Genomic DNA, 15,702 nt, shown 5'->3' with positions numbered 1-15,702 from the left:
TCTTTTTCAGTCACAAAATTTTTACACTGCAAAAGCGATGAGAGACTCAGTCACACAGTCTCCCATCGCTTTTAGATTGTTGTTGAAAGATGATACCTCCCACGTGGAACAAAAAATACACGGTATTTACTTCTATTGTATTCGTAGTAATTTCCTGTTACAGGACTACTTTTTCGAAAGTATTTTTTATGTAACTATACACTTGAGACATTTTCTGTTTACGCCAATTTTTCATTGCTCTTTTTTGATACCCTCTCTAGCAAACAGAAGATGGACACCCCCACCATCAATTGGTGTTGCTTTCTTCAATGGAAAAGCCGTATTGTGATAATCAGCCCATAATTCTACAAAGGATTTCTCATCTCTATTTCCTTCCACATAAGGAGCAACCGTCAAAGATATTTCATCAATCAAATCTTCCTTGAAAAATGCTCCGTTGATAACAGCTCCACCGCACAATACCAGCGTTTCCACACCAAATTCAGATTTCAATTTCTTCAATGCTAACTCAATATCCATCTCTTCTTCGCCAGCAAAAATATAAGGAATACCGACCTCTCTTAAATATGCAAGGTATTCTTTTTTTGCTTTCTTTGTCAAGACCTCTACTAATAGAAGCCGCTTGCCTAAATGCTCGAAATGACTTGTTCCCCAGTTGCATCTGCCTTTTCTGTCAAAACTGACAAAATAATGCTGATTAGGGTCTTTGATGATATAGTCCTCATAGTCTACTTCTGTATCGCTATACTTTGAAAAATCTATTTCGGCACTGCCAACTATTTTTAACGTTTCTTCATTTGTCGCTCTACCAGTCGCCATTGCTGCTCCAAATTCAAAGAGTGCCTGATAATAATAGGGAAACACAGATGTTTCAACAAGCGGCTCCTTTTCAAAATTTCCGCTGATTTTCCCATCTATCGATGTTACCATGTGACAAATTACGTTGCTTCTTTCCATAAAAAAATTCTCCTTTGATTCGTTATTATATCAATCTCGTGTTAAAAAAGACAAAATCTAGTGAGCGCTATCAGTTCACAGCTTACACCATGTTTTGTCTTCATCTTCAAACGAGAGTGGTATTGAAGTAATTCTCACAATATGATAAACAGAGGTGTAGCAGAACTTTCTTCATACTAGTTATGAAGAAAGTCTCGCCTTATATTCTGTAACCGTCTTTCCCGTCCACTTCTTAAACGCACGAGAAAATGACGCTTGATCTTTATAGCCCACCAAATAAGATATTTCTTCCGTCGCAAGTTCATCCACATGAATATAATTGACGGCTAAAAGCTCTTGCACCTTCTGGACAAGCTGCGCGTAGGTGGTTCCCTGTTCTCCTAATTTTCGCTGCATGGTACGAACGCTGACTCCCAAAGATTTTGCAACTTCTTCTCGGGAAAACCAGTCACTCGGAATAGCAGAAAACAACGTCTTCTCTACAAGATTGATAAACGTATTCTCCTCTGAAAGTTCTGCAAGCCGCCTTTTTAATTCCGGTTCCAAATATTCCCACATAACATTATTGTGGGTAATATAAGGCCGAACAACCTCATCCAATCGAAAGGTGACCGCATTTGTTGCAGACATCTCAGGAGTAATACCCAAATATTCCGTCAGCTCTTCACTATATGGATACGGACTTTTTACTTTCAATGGCTTTATATCTTTTCCGGTGCCGGTGCGGATTAGACTGACCAACACAAGCTGTTCATTAATGAGAGAAAAGCGGGGCATGGACGAATTTGGGAGATCAAAGCTCAAATGAATAGTTATTGTCTTTTCGTCCTCCTGTATATCGATCTCAAGAGGACAAATCAGTCGCTTATACCGAGCAAATCGGTAAAATCCCTCCAATGCATTTTTTGCACACAGGGCAACAAAAATGGGTGGCATAAAGGTTTGAATATTTTTCACTTCACTGAAGGCCAAGATTTGCTCATCTGTAATTTCACTATCCAGTTCAAACAAAAATTTACTATAATCTGTTGGAGAGAGTTCAACTTCCTCTTTCCATAGAAGATTAGGAATTTCGGCTCTCTGCAAAATATCATCCAAGGAAAGGCCGATACCTTTAACAAATTCTTGAAATTGCTTTGTAAGCGTAATCTTCATTTTATCAACCCTTCTTTAGTCTATAACGATGGATACTTCACGCCAGCCATCTTTTCACTCTGTTCCCAAAGCGAACGGGCTGTCTCTTCATCATAAGCCAATTTATGTGCTTTAGCGATCTTTCGCTTGTAGTAATATTCTCCTGGCTGCCAATCTTTTCCCGGTGTAGTAGTTGCAAGCCATACCGCTGTATCCGCTCCTTGTTCCGGCGGAATCATTGCCAATATTTTTTGTGCAAACTTATGTCGCTGTGCAAAACGATACATTCCACGCATCAAACCATTGGCTTCCTTCGCAAAACTTGTAAGAACGTTGCCCGGATAAAAGGCAACCATAGACATTCCCGTTTTACCATAACGCCTGTTAAATTCTTTAGTAAAGAGTATATTTTCTAGCTTCGCATTTCCGTAAGCACTGGAATTGCTGTACCTTTTCTCCATATTAAGGTCCTCAATGTCAAGTCGGCTGAGACCGCTATTGCCAACACTTGAGGTATTCACGATAGTTGCTTTGCTTGCAGCAAGCGTATCAAAAAGTATGTTCGTTAATAGAAAGTGTGCCAGATGATTGATTTGAAAAGTTTTTTCATATCCGTCCACCGTTACAACCCGGTCACCATAAACGCCACCAGCGTTGTTAAATAACACATCAATTCGTGGAAAATCAGTACGTAGCTTCTTGCCCAGTTCTCGCACCTCATCAAGTTTTGTAAAATCTGCGACATAATACGGCGCTTTTAGTTCTGTACCGACCGCTTTTGTTTTTTCAGGAGAGCGTCCAATGATGACAACATTGGCGCCTTTTTCTTTTAACTGGCGAGCCAATGCCTTACCGATTCCATCACTTGCCCCCGTAATAATGACTGTTTTATTTTTCATCATACAGCTTCCTCTCTTTCAATTACTATTTAAAGTTTACCAAACAACAGATACAATATGAATGATAATACGCGTCGTTATTTTAGCATTTCGTGCCATTTTGCAAATTTATTTGTGTGTCACCTTCAACTTCAGCTACTCCTTTATTTCCATCTCAACTCTATTCAGCTTATCACTAGCTGTCCTATCATCAGGTTCAAGAAGATCTTCCCGAATAAAACAAATTTATTAAAAAAAAGAAAACTTTGTAAACTTTTTCAATTGTGACTTGAAGAAAGAGACGTTTGATTGTAAACTTTGAATAGCAATGATAAAAAAGGGTGGATCGTATGAACGAAAAAAAATCAACCAGCACGTTTTCCAAAGTTACAAAAGTCGTTATCTGGACTATGTTGATTCTAACAGTAGGTTCCGTATTTTTAACAGCCATTTTCAGCATTATGTAAAAAAATAGACAAAGAGAGTAGAACAAATTTTTTGTTCTACTCTCTTTCTTTTTATGGATTAACCAGCTGCTCTAGCCATCTCCAATAATTCTTTGGCATGTTGAATCGTTAATTCAGTGATTTCAGCACCTGCCAACATCCGCGCAATTTCATCCACACGTTCCTGCTCATTTAACTGTTTGACTTGCGTGATTGTACGTCCCTTTTGGATTTTTTTTACAATGTAGTATTGATAATCCGCACTTGCAGCGACCTGCGGTAAATGAGTGATACACAAAACCTGTGAATTGCGAGCAATTTTAGAGATTTTTTGTGCGATTGCTTGCGCTACTCGCCCACTTACCCCTGTATCTACTTCGTCAAAAATAATACTGGTAATTCCTTGTGATTTTGAAAAAATCGTTTTCAATGCCAACAAAATCCGTGAGAGTTCTCCTCCTGAAGCAACTTTTACCAAGGGTTTTAGCGGTTCTCCAGGATTTGTCGTCAAGAAAAATTCTACGTCATCAAAGCCGTCCTCTTTCAGCACTTTCTTTCCAGAATTAAAAACAACCTCAAATTGGCTGTTTTCCATGTAAAGATCTCTCAACTCTTGTAGAATTTCTTTTTCCAAGCGATGGGCAATCATTTTTCGCTGTGTATGGACTTTTTCAGCCAACTGCCAGACAAACGCTTCTTTTTGTTGCAATTCTTGCGCCATTTTATCCAAGGCTTCTTCAGAAAAATCCGCTTCTGTTAATTCTTCCGTAATTTTCTCTGCGTAAGCCAATATTGCGGGAATCGTCTCCCCATATTTTCTTTTTAACTGACGAATCAAATCCAATCGCTGTTCGACACTTTCCAAACGTTCTTCATCAAGCTCTAGACTATCCACCTGCCGTGAGATTTCGCCAGCGGCATCCTGCAAAAGATAATAGGCTGTTTGAATATTTTCACTAATTGCTTCATAGTCCGAGTCCAAATGAGCGATGCCTTGCATCTCACTCAGAGCAACACCGACACCATCTAAACTAGGTGCACCTTCCGCGGCCAAGGCTTCATAGCCATGAGCCAATGCATCCACGATTTTTTGGTAATTGCTTAATTTGTCTCGTTCATCCGTCAACTGCTCTTCTTCCTCCGGTTGCAGTTGTGCCTGCTGAATCTCTTCTTGCTGAAACCGCAGCATATCCATCCGCTGCACAAACGATTGTTCATTCATTTGTATTTTGCGAATTTGCTGTTCCAACTTGCGATAGCTCAAGTAGTTTTCCCGATAGTCAGCCAACAATTCTTTGTACTTTCCATCTCCAAATTCATCGATCAAAGAAAGATGTTGTTCCGGCTGTAATAATTCTTGGTGTTCATTTTGCCCTTGGATATCCACAAGATAGGCACCGACCCGGCGTAAATTTGCCAGAGTAATCGTTCGACCATTGACCCGGCAAATATTTTTCCCCGTGATTGCCATGTCTCGTTGAATTATCAATAGGTTTTCTTCCGTTTCGATTCCTAATTCCTCCATTAATGCAGAGAAATCGGGACGAATGGGCATTTCAAACAAGCCCTCCAACAGACATTTGTCGCTGCCCTGCCGAATATAATCACTAGACCCGCGGCCACCTGCCAATAATCCCAACGCATCAATAATGATTGATTTACCAGCACCAGTTTCCCCAGTCAAGGCAGTCATTCCTTTATAGAAACTCAGTTGCAATTCCGAAATAATTGCAAAATTCTTGATCGTTAGCTCCAGTAACATCTGCTGCCTCCTAGATTATAAATAATGCAAAAACTCACGGCGAATCATTGCAGCGTCTTCTTCTGTGCGGGTGATCATCAACACATTATCATCATCATTCAACGTAGCGAACAACTGCTCTTTAAACCGGCGATCAATCAAATTTGCCGCTGCCGACGCATTGCCGGGCAAGGTTCTCAGAATAACGAATTTTTCCATCTGATCCACGGCAACAAAAGCATCTTTTAAAATTTTGGCCAGTTTGGCACCCACGTCTTCCACCGTTTCTGCCGGCAAACTGTAACGGTAGCCACCATCTGGAGAAGGCACTTTAATCAGTTTCAATTCCTTGATATCCCGGGAAATCGTTGCTTGAGTGACGATGACATCCCGCTCTTTAAGCAGTTCAACAAATTCTTCTTGCTTTTGAATATTTTTTTCACTTAATAAGCGGGTAAGCAAACGGTGTCGGTCTTTTTTTCTCATCCTTATGTACTCCTCTCATTTTTTTCGACTATTTATCTAACTGCTGATGGGCTTCTTTTACTAGCTGGGAAATATCGATAGATTCCGCGATAGTTCCCAATTCATCGCTTTTTCTTAAGTGGATGATAAACTCGATGTTTCCTTCTCCACCCGTAATCGGCGAAAAGCTGAGACCTTTGACATCATAGTTTTCATTTCTTGCAAAAGCCACAATCTCCTCAATTACTTGTTGATGAGTTTTTGGATCACGAACAATCCCGTGTTTTCCAACGGCCCCTTTTCCGGCCTCAAATTGTGGTTTGATCAAGGCCATAACATCCCCATTTTCAGCTAAAATTTCATGCAACGGCGGCAGCATTAATCGCAAAGAAATAAAGGAAACATCGATTGTTGCGGCTTCCGGTCTGCCTTCACTGAAATCTTCCGGTTTTGCATACCGAAAATTGGTTCGTTCCATCACGACCACCCGTTCATCCTGCCGAATCTTCCAAGCTAGTTGATTGTAGCCGACATCTAGCGCATAGCTCATTTTAGCCCCGTTTTGCAAAGCAACATCGGTAAATCCACCCGTTGATGCTCCGATATCCAAGACAATTTTATCTCGCAATGTAAAATCAAAAATCTTCAACGCCTTCTCCAACTTCAAACCACCACGGGAAACATACGGCAACTTCCGGCCTTTAACTTGCAGCTGTGTACTCTCTGCAATTTTTTCTCCTGGTTTATCCAGACGTTCATTTTTTTCAGTATACACTTGACCAGCCATGATGCCTCGTTTTGCCTGTTCACGTGTTTCAAACAGACCTTGCTGATGTGCCAAAACATCTACCCGTTCTTTTTTCATTTGGTTCCTCTTTCTTATAGTCGAAATTGCTCAATCAGTTCCGCAAATAGTTGCGGCTGAAAATCGGCTGAATTTTGTAATTCTTTTATTTCTTCTTGCCCATACATTAACGTTTCTGATAATGCTTGCCGGGCCCCGTCGATTCCTAATAAAGAAGGATAGGTGCTTTTTTCTAAAATCGTGTCACGATTAGGATTTTTCCCAAGAACTTCGGCTGTTGCAGTCGCATCCAACAAATCATCTCGAATCTGAAAAGCTAACCCCAAATGTTTAGCAAAGCGTTGAATAGACAGAATCGTGGATTCCGGTTGCTCAGCCAAGATTCCGCCGCTAATCATTGCAAAAGTCATTAAATCACCGGTTTTATGTTGATGAATCTTTGCAATCTCAGCCAACGGCAGATGCTGACCCTCTGCTTGAACATCCGCTGCTTGTCCGGCGACCATTCCTTGCGTTCCAGCCGCTTTTGCCAATTGCTGAATCAACAAAAGCTTCGGACTTGCTTTGATATTTGCCAGACTCAGCAAATGAAAAGCCTCTGTTAGCAAACCGTCACCCGCCAACACAGCCGTTGCTTCATCAAATTTCACATGATTTGTAGGCATGCCTCGTCGTAAATCATCATTATCCATTGCCGGCAAATCGTCATGAATCAGCGAATATGTGTGCAGCATTTCCAATGCGGCCGCAGCTTGATACGCGCCTTGTTCGATTTCTTTCCCAAAAGAAGCAATCGTAGCCAGAAGCATCAGCGGGCGCAAACGCTTGCCCCCAGCCTGAACGGAATACATCATGCTTGCTTTCAAGCGGTCATTGATGACATGTTCATCGATAAATCGTAGAATCTCGGCTTCGACCGCCGGCAAATGCTCACGGCGAATGGCTTCTAGATTTTTCATTCTGCCGCCTCTTCAAATGGTTTTTCTTCGTTGTTTTCTGACATCATTTTTGTTAATGTTTTTTCAGCCTTCGTCAAAGTATCCTGGCACTGCTTACTTAATACCATTCCTTTTTGAAATGCTTGTAACGCTTCTTCAAGGGGAACATCTCCTTGCTCCAAGCGGGTAACGATTTGTTCTAATTCTTGTAATGACTCTTCAAATGTTGGATTCGCCATGATTCTCCTCCTCGTTCCATCTACTGAAAATTTCTACGCGTATTCATTTTTTGCTGTCTTTTAATTCGATTACCTGAACTTTTGCCTGTCCATCTTGATAATGGATCAGCAATTCATCTTTTGGCTGCAATGCGGTAACCGACTTTACAACTGTTTCGTCTTTCGTGGTGTAGCTGTAACCTCGACCCATGATTTTTAATGGACTCAATAAATCCAAAGACTGGATGGCTTGTTGCATTTGTTGTTGTTTTTCTTCTATTAATTGTCGACTTTGCTTAATCAGCCGTTCATTCAAATAGTTCGTTTGCTGTTGTGCAGCTTGAACTCTCGCTAAAGGAATTAGTTGCTGCAGGCGGTGAATCGACTGGGTGGCTTGTCGCTCTTTTTCAAATAGCAGCTGCTGCATTTGCTGTCTCATCCGTTGATTCAGTTGGTCCAAACGAATCGATTGTGCTTCATACAATCGCTCTGGCTGACGAAAAACATAAGAATTCAGGGCTCGTTGATAGCGTTCATTTTTTTTCTGCAATTGGAAAATAAATGCCTGTTCCAAACGTGCTTTTCGTTCTCGAATTTTTACCACTTCTTCATTTAAGACTGGTACGGCCAATTCTGCCGCCGCAGTTGGGGTCGCAGCACGAACATCAGCAACCAAATCAGCAATGGTTGTATCTGTTTCATGCCCAACAGAAGAAATAATCGGTGTTTTTGCGGCAAAAATTGCCCGTGCTACCCGTTCTTCATTGAAGGGCCACAAATCTTCGATGGAACCTCCGCCTCGCCCAATGATCATTGTATCAAAATCACCGGCTGCTTCCACCCGCTGAATATTTTTTACAACATCGTCCGCAGCTTTATCCCCTTGAACAACGGTCGGAAATAAAATAATTTGGGCAATTGGATACCGACGGCGAACCGTTGTAATGATGTCTCGAATAACTGCACCGCTTGGACTGGTCAACACGGCGATTCGCTTAGGAAATCGCACCAGATTTTTTTTCGGTGCTGCAAACAATCCTTCATTTCCCAATTTTTCTTTTAATTGTTCGTAGGCTTGATATAATGCACCGATTCCGTCCGGTTCCATGTGTTCGACATACATTTGATAATTTCCACTGGCCTCATAAAGAGAGATTCGGCCAACCACCAGAACCTTCATTCCTTCTTCTGGTTTAAATTTCACTTTATCAAAGGCACCCTTGAACATCACTGCAGAGATTTTTGCACCGTCGTCTTTTAAACTGAAATATTGATGATTGGGGCGTAAACGAAAATTGGAGATTTCTCCCGTCAGATATACCCGTTCCAAATAGGGATCTGCATCAAATTTTCGTTTCAAATATTTGGTCAGTGCTGTAACGGTTAAATAGTCTTGTGCCATTTACTCACCTGATTTCTGTCCTTTTGCTGCTTTAATCGTTTGGTACATCAGCATGGTGATTGTCATTGGACCAACACCTCTTGGCACGGGCGTGATATAAGAAGCGATTGGTTCCACTTCATCAAATTTCACATCTCCGATTAGTTTGCCTTCCTCATTACGATTCATTCCGACATCAATAACAACAGCGCCTTCTTTGACAAATTCTTTGGTGACAAAATGCCCTCTGCCGATTGCAACGACTAAAATATCGGCTTGTTTGGCTAATTCAGCCAGGTGTTTCGTTTGAGAGTGGGCAATCGTAACTGTGGCATTTTCCGCCAACAAAAGATGTGCCATTGGTTTGCCTACGATATTGCTGCGCCCGATGACTAACGCTTGTTTGCCTTTTAGCGAAATATTGTACGCTTCAAACATTTTCATGATACCAAAAGGAGTACAGGGAATCATTTCCGGTTTGCCGGCAAATAATTTTCCTAAATTCATTGGATGAAACCCATCGACATCCTTCTTGGGGTCGATTGCCAGCAATACCTTTTCTTCACTGATTTGTTTTGGTAAAGGTAATTGAACCAAAATACCGTGATATGCGGGATCCTGATTGTATCTTTCAATTTCTGCCAATAGTGCGGCTTCAGAAATATCACTGGGATAACGTTCAACTTTTGAACGAATGCCGATACGTTGTGCAGCTAATTCTTTATTTTTAACATACGTCTGGCTGGCGGGATTCTCCCCCACCAAAAGAACGACCAAACCAGGACGAATGTGTGCTTCTTCAAGTTCTTTTACTTCTTCGGCAAGGCGTTGCTGCATGGTTTCTGCCAACTCTTTGCCTCTGATCAATTCTGCCATGGAATCCGCTCCTTTTTAACCCATTTGCCTTTATTCTAGCATAGCACTTATTTTTTGCGAAAGCTTTCTTCACGAAAAAGGGAAACTTTTTCTTTCCTATAAGAAAAGCCAGAACGGGGGACCCCATTCTGACTTCGTTGATCAAACGATGGTCTATTGAACTGTTTCATCGTTGATGGTGGAAAGTACACCATTGACGAATTTTCGTGACTGATCATCGCTAAATGTTTTGGCTAATTCGATGGCTTCGTTCAACGCCACTTTGTTGGGTACTTCGGGAACATGCAGCATTTCATAGATTGCGATTCGCAAAATCGTGACATCCATTTTTGGAAGCCGCTTAATGCTCCACCCTTTTTTTAAATGGCTTTGAATAATTTCATCCAATTCTGCCTTTCGTTCACAAACACCGCCAACAAGCTGATCTAAATAGCCTGGTACAAAGTTCTCTTGTTCTTCATCAATGATTTCATGATGCTCCAATTCAATCGCATGCATGATAGCATCCTGCTTTGATAAATCCTGATTGAAATCAAGAGGAAACAAGGCTTGGAGTGCCATTTTACGAATCTCGTGACGGGATACTTCTTTACTCATGTTCTTCCTCTTCGCTTTCGAATAATTCATCTAAATCAGGTAATTCTAGTTTTTCCGGCACAACAGCTACAACATGTACATTGACTTCAGCCAACGCAACATCTGTCATGAACAAGACTTGTTGTTTGACCCGTTCTTGAATTGCCATTGCTGCTTTAGGAACAGACACACCGTATTTGATGTAGCAATAAAGATCCACTTTGATTCCTGATTCGTCGATAGTCAGATAAACTCCTTTGCCGTGAGCAGAGCGCCCCAGCAATTCTGTTACATTATTTGCAAATGTGCCTCGCATGCCATAAACACCATCGACTTTCGATGCAGCGATACCGATAATCACTTCAATCACTTCTGGTGCAATGACGATTTCACCTAATTCTTGGTTTGCGTTCAGCACAAAATTCTTTTCATCAGCCATGTTGCGTTCCTCCATTCTTATGCCCGTGATACGTAAGTACCGTCACTGGTATTGACGATTAATTTATCGCCTTGATTGACAAAAAACGGTACATTGACCATTACGCCAGTCTCCATCTTCGCCGGTTTAGAACCCCCAGAAGAGGTATCTCCTTTGATATTTGGATCGGTCTCCGCTACTTCTAGCGTCACCGTATTCGGCAGATCAACACCTAATACTTCCGAGCCATACATGATGATATTGACTTCCATATTTTCCAACATGTATTTCAATTCATCAACAATTTGTTCTTGCGGGATTTCGATTTGTTCATAATTCCCCAAATCCATAAACACATGATTTCCGCCACTTTCGTAGAGATACTGCATCTTACGATTATCGATTTGTGCTTTAGCAACTTTTTCCCCTGCACGAAATGTTTTTTCCTGAACGGCACCTGTCCGCAAGTTCTTTAATTTTGAACGAACAAAGGCTGCCCCTTTTCCAGGTTTCACGTGTTGGAAATCCACTACGCGCCAAATGTCACCATCCACTTCAATCGTCAGACCAGTTTTAAAGTCGTTTACTGAAATCATTCGAATCCTCCTTGTCCTTAGTCTATTCCGGATAAAATTTTCACAAAATTTTTATCGCCGTTCTAGCTTGTCTCCAGGCAACTTTTGCAGCAGAAGAGACATCCTTCACTTTTAAGAGTTCTAGTCGTTAATAGTTTATCATTAATTTGAAGGATACGCTATATAAAACGTTACGGGACAAGGGAACATTTCGTTGGAATTCAGCGATTTTTTTGCTGGCTCTTTTCCACGTGGGCTTCAAAGACTTCCATCAAATGCAGGTAATCATCTATTTTTAATTCTTGCGTAATCAACAGCGTTTCCAATCCAGATTCCAACGGCCACAAAAGATAGCTGGTAGTCAAACACAAGTCACAGTCTTCTTCTGCTGGCTGTCGGAAAAAGATCAGCTGATAATTTCGCTTAAAAAAATGACGAAGATCACGAATCAGCACATCTTCTTCAAATAAAGGCAGATCCGTCAATAATAAAATACGCAGTTGCGGCAGATCCGGCATAAATTCCGACAACTCTTTTAAGACGGTCAGATAGCGACGAAAAAGCATCTTATTCATAGAAAAAATGGGGTCATTTGTTTCTTTTTTTACCAATTCAAATTTATTTTTTACCCATTGGATCAATTCTGGATGCTTATGAACGGAAGCCGTCCAAAACGCCGTTGCATTGATTCCCAATTCCAATGTCGGAAATAATTCTGCAAATAAATGGCCACTTAAAAGATAGCCTTGTGCCTGCTGCAATAATTTTTTCCCTTGAACTGGATCTTCTCCTAAATCAGCCAGAATCAAATCCGTCAACCGCTGATGATGGAGATGGACACGGGTTTCACGACGTTGATGATCCTTTATCAATTCCGCTAAAATTGCCGGCTGTTGATAATACTCCTCTCGTGTCAAAAGAGCGAGGTAAAGATAACCCACTGCTTTTTTGGAGCGATGATACAAAGGCAAATGTGTTGTAATTTTAGCAGAAAACTCAGCAAAGAATTGATTGTCTTTCAGATAATGGGTCAGTACCTCATCGTTGGGCAGATGGTGTTGCTGGGCTTCCCGCATCAAACTTGCCGCAATCAAATATTCCAACCGTCTTTTTTTCATGTCATGAAAAGCAACGCCAAAAAATGCCATAACGGCTTTAGCTGCTTCGGCTACTTTTTTTCTGTCAATTTGTGGAAAAGGCCAGATTTTTCCGCGAAAAAGTCGCCAATAATAAATCGACAGATACATCCGTACCGCTTTTTCATCACCAATCAATTGGTAACTGCCCCGTTGAAGAGCCAGACCATACCTTGCCAGATTTTTTTTCAATTCAGTCACTTTTCGATGAGCAGTCGTTTCACTGATGTAGAAATTCTCGCTAAAATCCTGCAACGAATGTAGTTTTTCTGCTAAAATTTCCTCCAACAATTGAAAAGATAATGTTTTGCGGATCATAAAAATCAAAAACTGTTCCTGCTCCAATTCATTATCCGCAAAAAGCAGACGATAGCCCAGACGCTTGTCACGGGCAAACAAAGCCAAATCCGATCCAGTGAAAAGATGGTATTCTTTGGTCAACTCATGGATTAACCGCCCCACACTACGGGTATCTATCGATAAAATCCGGGATAAACCAGTAACAGTCAACCATTGTCCATCTGCCAGTATCTCTAGGATTGACACTTTTCGAAAAAGTTCGTGATCGACTTCCTGCAACTCTTCTGCTGTTAAATACATAAAAAAATCCCTCCGCCAAACTCTGCATTATTGTAGCAAAAGATGGGCGAAAAGGGAAATTCAATTTAGTAGAGTATTGCTTCAACAAAACGATAGAAGACCGGCAGCAATAATACCGTGACAATACCATTCACACAAATACAAAGTCCTGACAAAATTCCTTCTACCTCACCCAACTCAATGGCACGTCCTGTACCGATAGCATGGGAGGTACTGCCTAAAGCGATTCCTCGTGCAACAGGGCTGTTTATTTTAAAAATTTTAAATACTTGACTGCCGATCAACGCCCCTAAAATCCCCGTGGAAACGACGATAGCTAACGTGACCGCCGATAAACCGCCCATTTGTTTTGAAATATCCAAAGAAATAGCTGTCGTAACTGATTTCGGCAACAAAGAAAGAATCATCGAATCCTTCAAAGAAAAAAGATGACCAATCAAAATACTCAAGGTACAATTCGTCACAATTCCAACAACTGTCGCTGCTAAAACGGGCAGGATATTTTCCTTAAGCTTATCCAAATTACGATACAAGGGCAGTGCCAGAGCAACGGTTGCCGGAGTGATCATCATAGTCAAAAAGTTTGCACCAATATTGTAATCGTCATAGCTGACACCCGTAAGTTTCAAAAAAAGGATAATCAACACAATCGTTACGATCAACGGATTAACAAATGGAATACGAACATTTCGCAACAATCGTTCCATCAAACAAAATGTTGCTACGGTCAATGCCAATCCAAACAATGGGCTTTGCACCAGCTCAGAGGTCATTGACTTCTCCCCCTTTGACCTGCAATTTTTCTTCCAACTTGACGATTTCTTCTACTACCGCACCCCGACGCCGTGCCAGCATTTTTTCAACAAATTCAGTGGTTTTTCCTACGGTTACCAAGGTAGCCATCACACATAGTGCCACGATTCCTAATAAAATTGGCCAAGTAAATTTAATGGCATCATAATATTTCATCAAGCCCACACCTGCGGGAACGAATAAAATCGTTAAATTATTTAACAAAAACTCACAAGTTGGTTCAATTTTTTTTGCATCGACCACTTTAAACTCAAAGGCCAAAAATAATAACACGATTCCAATGATACTTCCTGGAACCGGTAGATCCAAAACCACACGAAGCCCTTCACCTAAAATAGAAAATAATAACACAATCGCAAACTGACTGAATAATTTCATTGCTTTCCCTCTTATCTTTTTAGCATGGTTTTATTATAAGCTTTTTTTATTTCTGAAAATTTCATATCATCCTTTCTTCTGCCTGCATTATTTGAAATAATAAGAGAAATTTTCAGAAAAAAACAGCAGCTCTCCAAAGGAAAGCCGCTGTTTTCTAATCTAAAATTACAGGATAATTAATTCTTTTGGTGCGTGAGTTAGCACTTGATTGCCCTCTGGGGTAATCAATAAGTCATCTTCGATTCGGACACCGCCAATTCCTGGCAAATAAATTCCGGGTTCATCTGTGATGACATTTCCCACGACAAATTGTTTGTCCGCACGGAAGGAGACATTTGGTCCTTCATGAATTTCCAAACCAATGCCATGTCCAGTAGAGTGACCAAAGGCTTCGCCATACCCTGCTGCAGCAATGTGATCGCGAGCTACGGCATCCAATTGAATACCAGTTAAGCCTGGTTTTGCAGCTTCAATAACTTTCAATTGAGCTTCTAAAACGACTTGATAGATTTCTTTTAATTTTTCTCCGGGATCACCGACAGCAAAGGTCCGTGTCATATCTGAAACGTAGCCTTGATAATAGCATCCAAAATCTAATGTAATCAAATCCCCTTGTTCAATGACTTTATCACTGGCAACGCCATGCGGCATCGCAGAACGCAGGCCGCTAGCAACGATAGTATCGAAAGAAACACTGGTTGCACCAAGAGAACGCATGAAGAAGTCCAATTGATTGGCAACTTCAATCTCAGTCATTCCCGGACGAATCATTTTTAAAATATGATCAAATCCTTGATCGGCAATATGACAAGCTTGTTGAATGATTGCCACTTCTTCGTCATCTTTGATTTCCCGCAGATTTTCAATCATGCCTGCCACAGGAATCAAATCGGTTTCGGCAATAATTTCTTCTAGTACCGAATATTCTGCAAAGCTGATTTGTGTTTCTTCAAATGCCAAGGCTTGGATTTCTTCTGAGTCACAGATTTTTGCTACTTCATCAAAAATCGGTCCAACATTTTTGACGATTTCAAAGCCTTGCGCTTGTGCCGCAGCTTGTTCCGTATACCGAAAATCAGTGACAAAAAAAGCTTTATTTAACGTAATAACCGCTAAACCTGTCGTCCCCGTGAAATTCGTCAAGTAACGAAGATTGTACGGACTCGTTACCAAAAAGCCGTCAATTTGTTCTTTTTTCATTGCTTCTCGCAATTTTTCTACGCGTAACATCATAGGATGATTCCCTCTTTCTTTTTTGCTTCCTGTTCATTATAACAAAATTTTCAGAAAAGCGAAAAAATTGTCCGCTTTTACAAAAAAAAGAAGTTTCCGCAGAAACTCCTTGTATTCTATCGATAACGATTCAT

At 40.9% G+C, this 15,702-nt stretch carries 18 protein-coding genes; 1 reads left to right on the top strand and 17 read right to left on the bottom strand.

Annotated features, from left to right (window positions below; translation table 11 throughout):
• Nucleotides 1-231: 231 nt before the first annotated feature.
• The 3 genes from BN1875_RS10960 to BN1875_RS10950 all read right to left on the bottom strand — a co-directional run bounded on the left by BN1875_RS10960 (nucleotide 232) and on the right by BN1875_RS10950 (nucleotide 2,990).
• Entirely contained in the window at nucleotides 232-957 is a 726-nt protein-coding gene (locus BN1875_RS10960) for a dihydrofolate reductase family protein (RefSeq protein WP_048604874.1), read from the bottom strand.
• Nucleotides 958-1,137: 180 nt separating this feature from the next.
• Nucleotides 1,138-2,112, bottom strand: a complete 975-nt coding sequence (locus BN1875_RS10955) for a helix-turn-helix domain-containing protein (RefSeq protein WP_048604873.1) — start codon at nucleotides 2,110-2,112, stop codon at nucleotides 1,138-1,140.
• A 20-nt stretch (nucleotides 2,113-2,132) separates the two neighbouring features.
• A complete protein-coding gene (locus BN1875_RS10950) occupies nucleotides 2,133-2,990 on the bottom strand; it encodes an SDR family NAD(P)-dependent oxidoreductase (protein ID WP_048604872.1) in 858 nt (285 codons plus the stop codon).
• 329 nt (nucleotides 2,991-3,319) lie between these two features.
• On the opposite strand from BN1875_RS10950, the gene BN1875_RS13400 reads away from it, so the two are divergent.
• On the top strand, nucleotides 3,320-3,436 hold the full coding sequence (locus BN1875_RS13400; RefSeq protein ID WP_069959644.1) for a DUF4044 domain-containing protein: 117 nt from the start codon (nucleotides 3,320-3,322) through the stop codon (nucleotides 3,434-3,436).
• A gap of 58 nt (nucleotides 3,437-3,494) precedes the next feature.
• On the opposite strand, the gene recN is transcribed toward BN1875_RS13400, so the two are convergent.
• From recN to BN1875_RS10880, 14 genes are all read right to left on the bottom strand, one after another.
• Nucleotides 3,495-5,177 carry a DNA repair protein RecN gene (gene recN / locus BN1875_RS10945; protein ID WP_048604871.1) on the bottom strand — a complete coding sequence of 561 codons (1,683 nt, stop codon included), beginning with the start codon at nucleotides 5,175-5,177 and terminating at the stop codon, nucleotides 3,495-3,497.
• 15 nt (nucleotides 5,178-5,192) lie between these two features.
• Nucleotides 5,193-5,642, bottom strand: a complete 450-nt coding sequence (locus tag BN1875_RS10940; protein WP_048604870.1) for an arginine repressor — start codon at nucleotides 5,640-5,642, stop codon at nucleotides 5,193-5,195.
• A 28-nt stretch (nucleotides 5,643-5,670) separates the two neighbouring features.
• Nucleotides 5,671-6,486: a TlyA family RNA methyltransferase gene (locus BN1875_RS10935; RefSeq protein WP_048604869.1), complete on the bottom strand. Its 816-nt coding sequence runs from the start codon at nucleotides 6,484-6,486 to the stop codon at nucleotides 5,671-5,673.
• 14 nt (nucleotides 6,487-6,500) lie between these two features.
• Nucleotides 6,501-7,385, bottom strand: coding sequence for a polyprenyl synthetase family protein (locus BN1875_RS10930; RefSeq protein WP_048604868.1), 885 nt, complete (start codon nucleotides 7,383-7,385; stop codon nucleotides 6,501-6,503).
• Nucleotides 7,382-7,603, bottom strand: coding sequence for an exodeoxyribonuclease VII small subunit (locus tag BN1875_RS10925; RefSeq protein WP_048604867.1), 222 nt, complete (start codon nucleotides 7,601-7,603; stop codon nucleotides 7,382-7,384). The genes BN1875_RS10930 and BN1875_RS10925 overlap by 4 nt, the downstream gene beginning before the upstream one ends.
• 43 nt (nucleotides 7,604-7,646) lie before the next feature.
• Nucleotides 7,647-8,984 carry an exodeoxyribonuclease VII large subunit gene (gene xseA / locus BN1875_RS10920; protein ID WP_048604866.1) on the bottom strand — a complete coding sequence of 446 codons (1,338 nt, stop codon included), beginning with the start codon at nucleotides 8,982-8,984 and terminating at the stop codon, nucleotides 7,647-7,649.
• The gene (locus BN1875_RS10915) at nucleotides 8,985-9,839 is read right to left on the bottom strand and encodes a bifunctional methylenetetrahydrofolate dehydrogenase/methenyltetrahydrofolate cyclohydrolase (protein WP_048604865.1); all 855 of its coding nucleotides are present in this window, start codon (nucleotides 9,837-9,839) and stop codon (nucleotides 8,985-8,987) included.
• Between the two features lie 153 nt (nucleotides 9,840-9,992).
• The gene (gene nusB / locus BN1875_RS10910) at nucleotides 9,993-10,436 is read right to left on the bottom strand and encodes a transcription antitermination factor NusB (RefSeq protein ID WP_048604864.1); all 444 of its coding nucleotides are present in this window, start codon (nucleotides 10,434-10,436) and stop codon (nucleotides 9,993-9,995) included.
• The gene (locus BN1875_RS10905; protein WP_048604863.1) at nucleotides 10,429-10,854 is read right to left on the bottom strand and encodes an Asp23/Gls24 family envelope stress response protein; all 426 of its coding nucleotides are present in this window, start codon (nucleotides 10,852-10,854) and stop codon (nucleotides 10,429-10,431) included. Before BN1875_RS10905 ends, nusB begins: the two co-directional genes overlap by 8 nt.
• Before the next feature lie 17 nt (nucleotides 10,855-10,871).
• Nucleotides 10,872-11,429: an elongation factor P gene (gene efp, locus BN1875_RS10900; protein ID WP_048604862.1), complete on the bottom strand. Its 558-nt coding sequence runs from the start codon at nucleotides 11,427-11,429 to the stop codon at nucleotides 10,872-10,874.
• 200 nt (nucleotides 11,430-11,629) lie between these two features.
• A complete protein-coding gene (locus BN1875_RS10895) occupies nucleotides 11,630-13,144 on the bottom strand; it encodes an AcpB/EbpR/MafR family transcriptional regulator (RefSeq protein WP_048604861.1) in 1,515 nt (504 codons plus the stop codon).
• Between the two features lie 65 nt (nucleotides 13,145-13,209).
• The gene (locus BN1875_RS10890) at nucleotides 13,210-13,917 is read right to left on the bottom strand and encodes an LrgB family protein (RefSeq protein WP_048604860.1); all 708 of its coding nucleotides are present in this window, start codon (nucleotides 13,915-13,917) and stop codon (nucleotides 13,210-13,212) included.
• Entirely contained in the window at nucleotides 13,907-14,335 is a 429-nt protein-coding gene (locus BN1875_RS10885; protein ID WP_048604859.1) for a CidA/LrgA family protein, read from the bottom strand. The genes BN1875_RS10890 and BN1875_RS10885 overlap by 11 nt, the downstream gene beginning before the upstream one ends.
• 165 nt (nucleotides 14,336-14,500) lie before the next feature.
• On the bottom strand, nucleotides 14,501-15,568 hold the full coding sequence (locus BN1875_RS10880) for a M24 family metallopeptidase (RefSeq protein ID WP_048604858.1): 1,068 nt from the start codon (nucleotides 15,566-15,568) through the stop codon (nucleotides 14,501-14,503).
• Nucleotides 15,569-15,702: the final 134 nt, after the last annotated feature.

The sequence above is a fragment of the Enterococcus massiliensis genome, assembly GCF_001050095.1.
Lineage (GTDB): Bacteria > Bacillota > Bacilli > Lactobacillales > Enterococcaceae > Enterococcus_C > Enterococcus_C songbeiensis.
Note: the sequence above shows the minus strand (reverse complement) of the source record. Positions and strands in the feature narration are given on the sequence as shown.

Excerpts from the sequence above, each read along its gene's own strand:
- BN1875_RS10950 (WP_048604872.1), bottom strand. The coding sequence starts at position 2,990 with ATGAAAAATAAAACAGTCATTATTACGGGGGCAAGTGATGGAATCGGT.
- BN1875_RS13400 (WP_069959644.1), top strand. The coding sequence starts at position 3,320 with ATGAACGAAAAAAAATCAACCAGCACGTTTTCCAAAGTTACAAAAGTC.
- nusB (WP_048604864.1), bottom strand. The coding sequence starts at position 10,436 with ATGAGTAAAGAAGTATCCCGTCACGAGATTCGTAAAATGGCACTCCAA.
- BN1875_RS10895 (WP_048604861.1), bottom strand. The coding sequence starts at position 13,144 with ATGTATTTAACAGCAGAAGAGTTGCAGGAAGTCGATCACGAACTTTTT.
- BN1875_RS10915 (WP_048604865.1), bottom strand. The coding sequence starts at position 9,839 with ATGGCAGAATTGATCAGAGGCAAAGAGTTGGCAGAAACCATGCAGCAA.
- BN1875_RS10955 (WP_048604873.1), bottom strand. The coding sequence starts at position 2,112 with ATGAAGATTACGCTTACAAAGCAATTTCAAGAATTTGTTAAAGGTATC.
- BN1875_RS10930 (WP_048604868.1), bottom strand. The coding sequence starts at position 7,385 with ATGAAAAATCTAGAAGCCATTCGCCGTGAGCATTTGCCGGCGGTCGAA.
- recN (WP_048604871.1), bottom strand. The coding sequence starts at position 5,177 with ATGTTACTGGAGCTAACGATCAAGAATTTTGCAATTATTTCGGAATTG.
- BN1875_RS10935 (WP_048604869.1), bottom strand. The coding sequence starts at position 6,486 with ATGAAAAAAGAACGGGTAGATGTTTTGGCACATCAGCAAGGTCTGTTT.
- BN1875_RS10940 (WP_048604870.1), bottom strand. The coding sequence starts at position 5,642 with ATGAGAAAAAAAGACCGACACCGTTTGCTTACCCGCTTATTAAGTGAA.
- BN1875_RS10880 (WP_048604858.1), bottom strand. The coding sequence starts at position 15,568 with ATGATGTTACGCGTAGAAAAATTGCGAGAAGCAATGAAAAAAGAACAA.
- BN1875_RS10960 (WP_048604874.1), bottom strand. The coding sequence starts at position 957 with ATGGAAAGAAGCAACGTAATTTGTCACATGGTAACATCGATAGATGGG.
- BN1875_RS10890 (WP_048604860.1), bottom strand. The coding sequence starts at position 13,917 with ATGACCTCTGAGCTGGTGCAAAGCCCATTGTTTGGATTGGCATTGACC.
- efp (WP_048604862.1), bottom strand. The coding sequence starts at position 11,429 with ATGATTTCAGTAAACGACTTTAAAACTGGTCTGACGATTGAAGTGGAT.
- BN1875_RS10925 (WP_048604867.1), bottom strand. The coding sequence starts at position 7,603 with ATGGCGAATCCAACATTTGAAGAGTCATTACAAGAATTAGAACAAATC.
- xseA (WP_048604866.1), bottom strand. The coding sequence starts at position 8,984 with ATGGCACAAGACTATTTAACCGTTACAGCACTGACCAAATATTTGAAA.
- BN1875_RS10905 (WP_048604863.1), bottom strand. The coding sequence starts at position 10,854 with ATGGCTGATGAAAAGAATTTTGTGCTGAACGCAAACCAAGAATTAGGT.
- BN1875_RS10885 (WP_048604859.1), bottom strand. The coding sequence starts at position 14,335 with ATGAAATTATTCAGTCAGTTTGCGATTGTGTTATTATTTTCTATTTTA.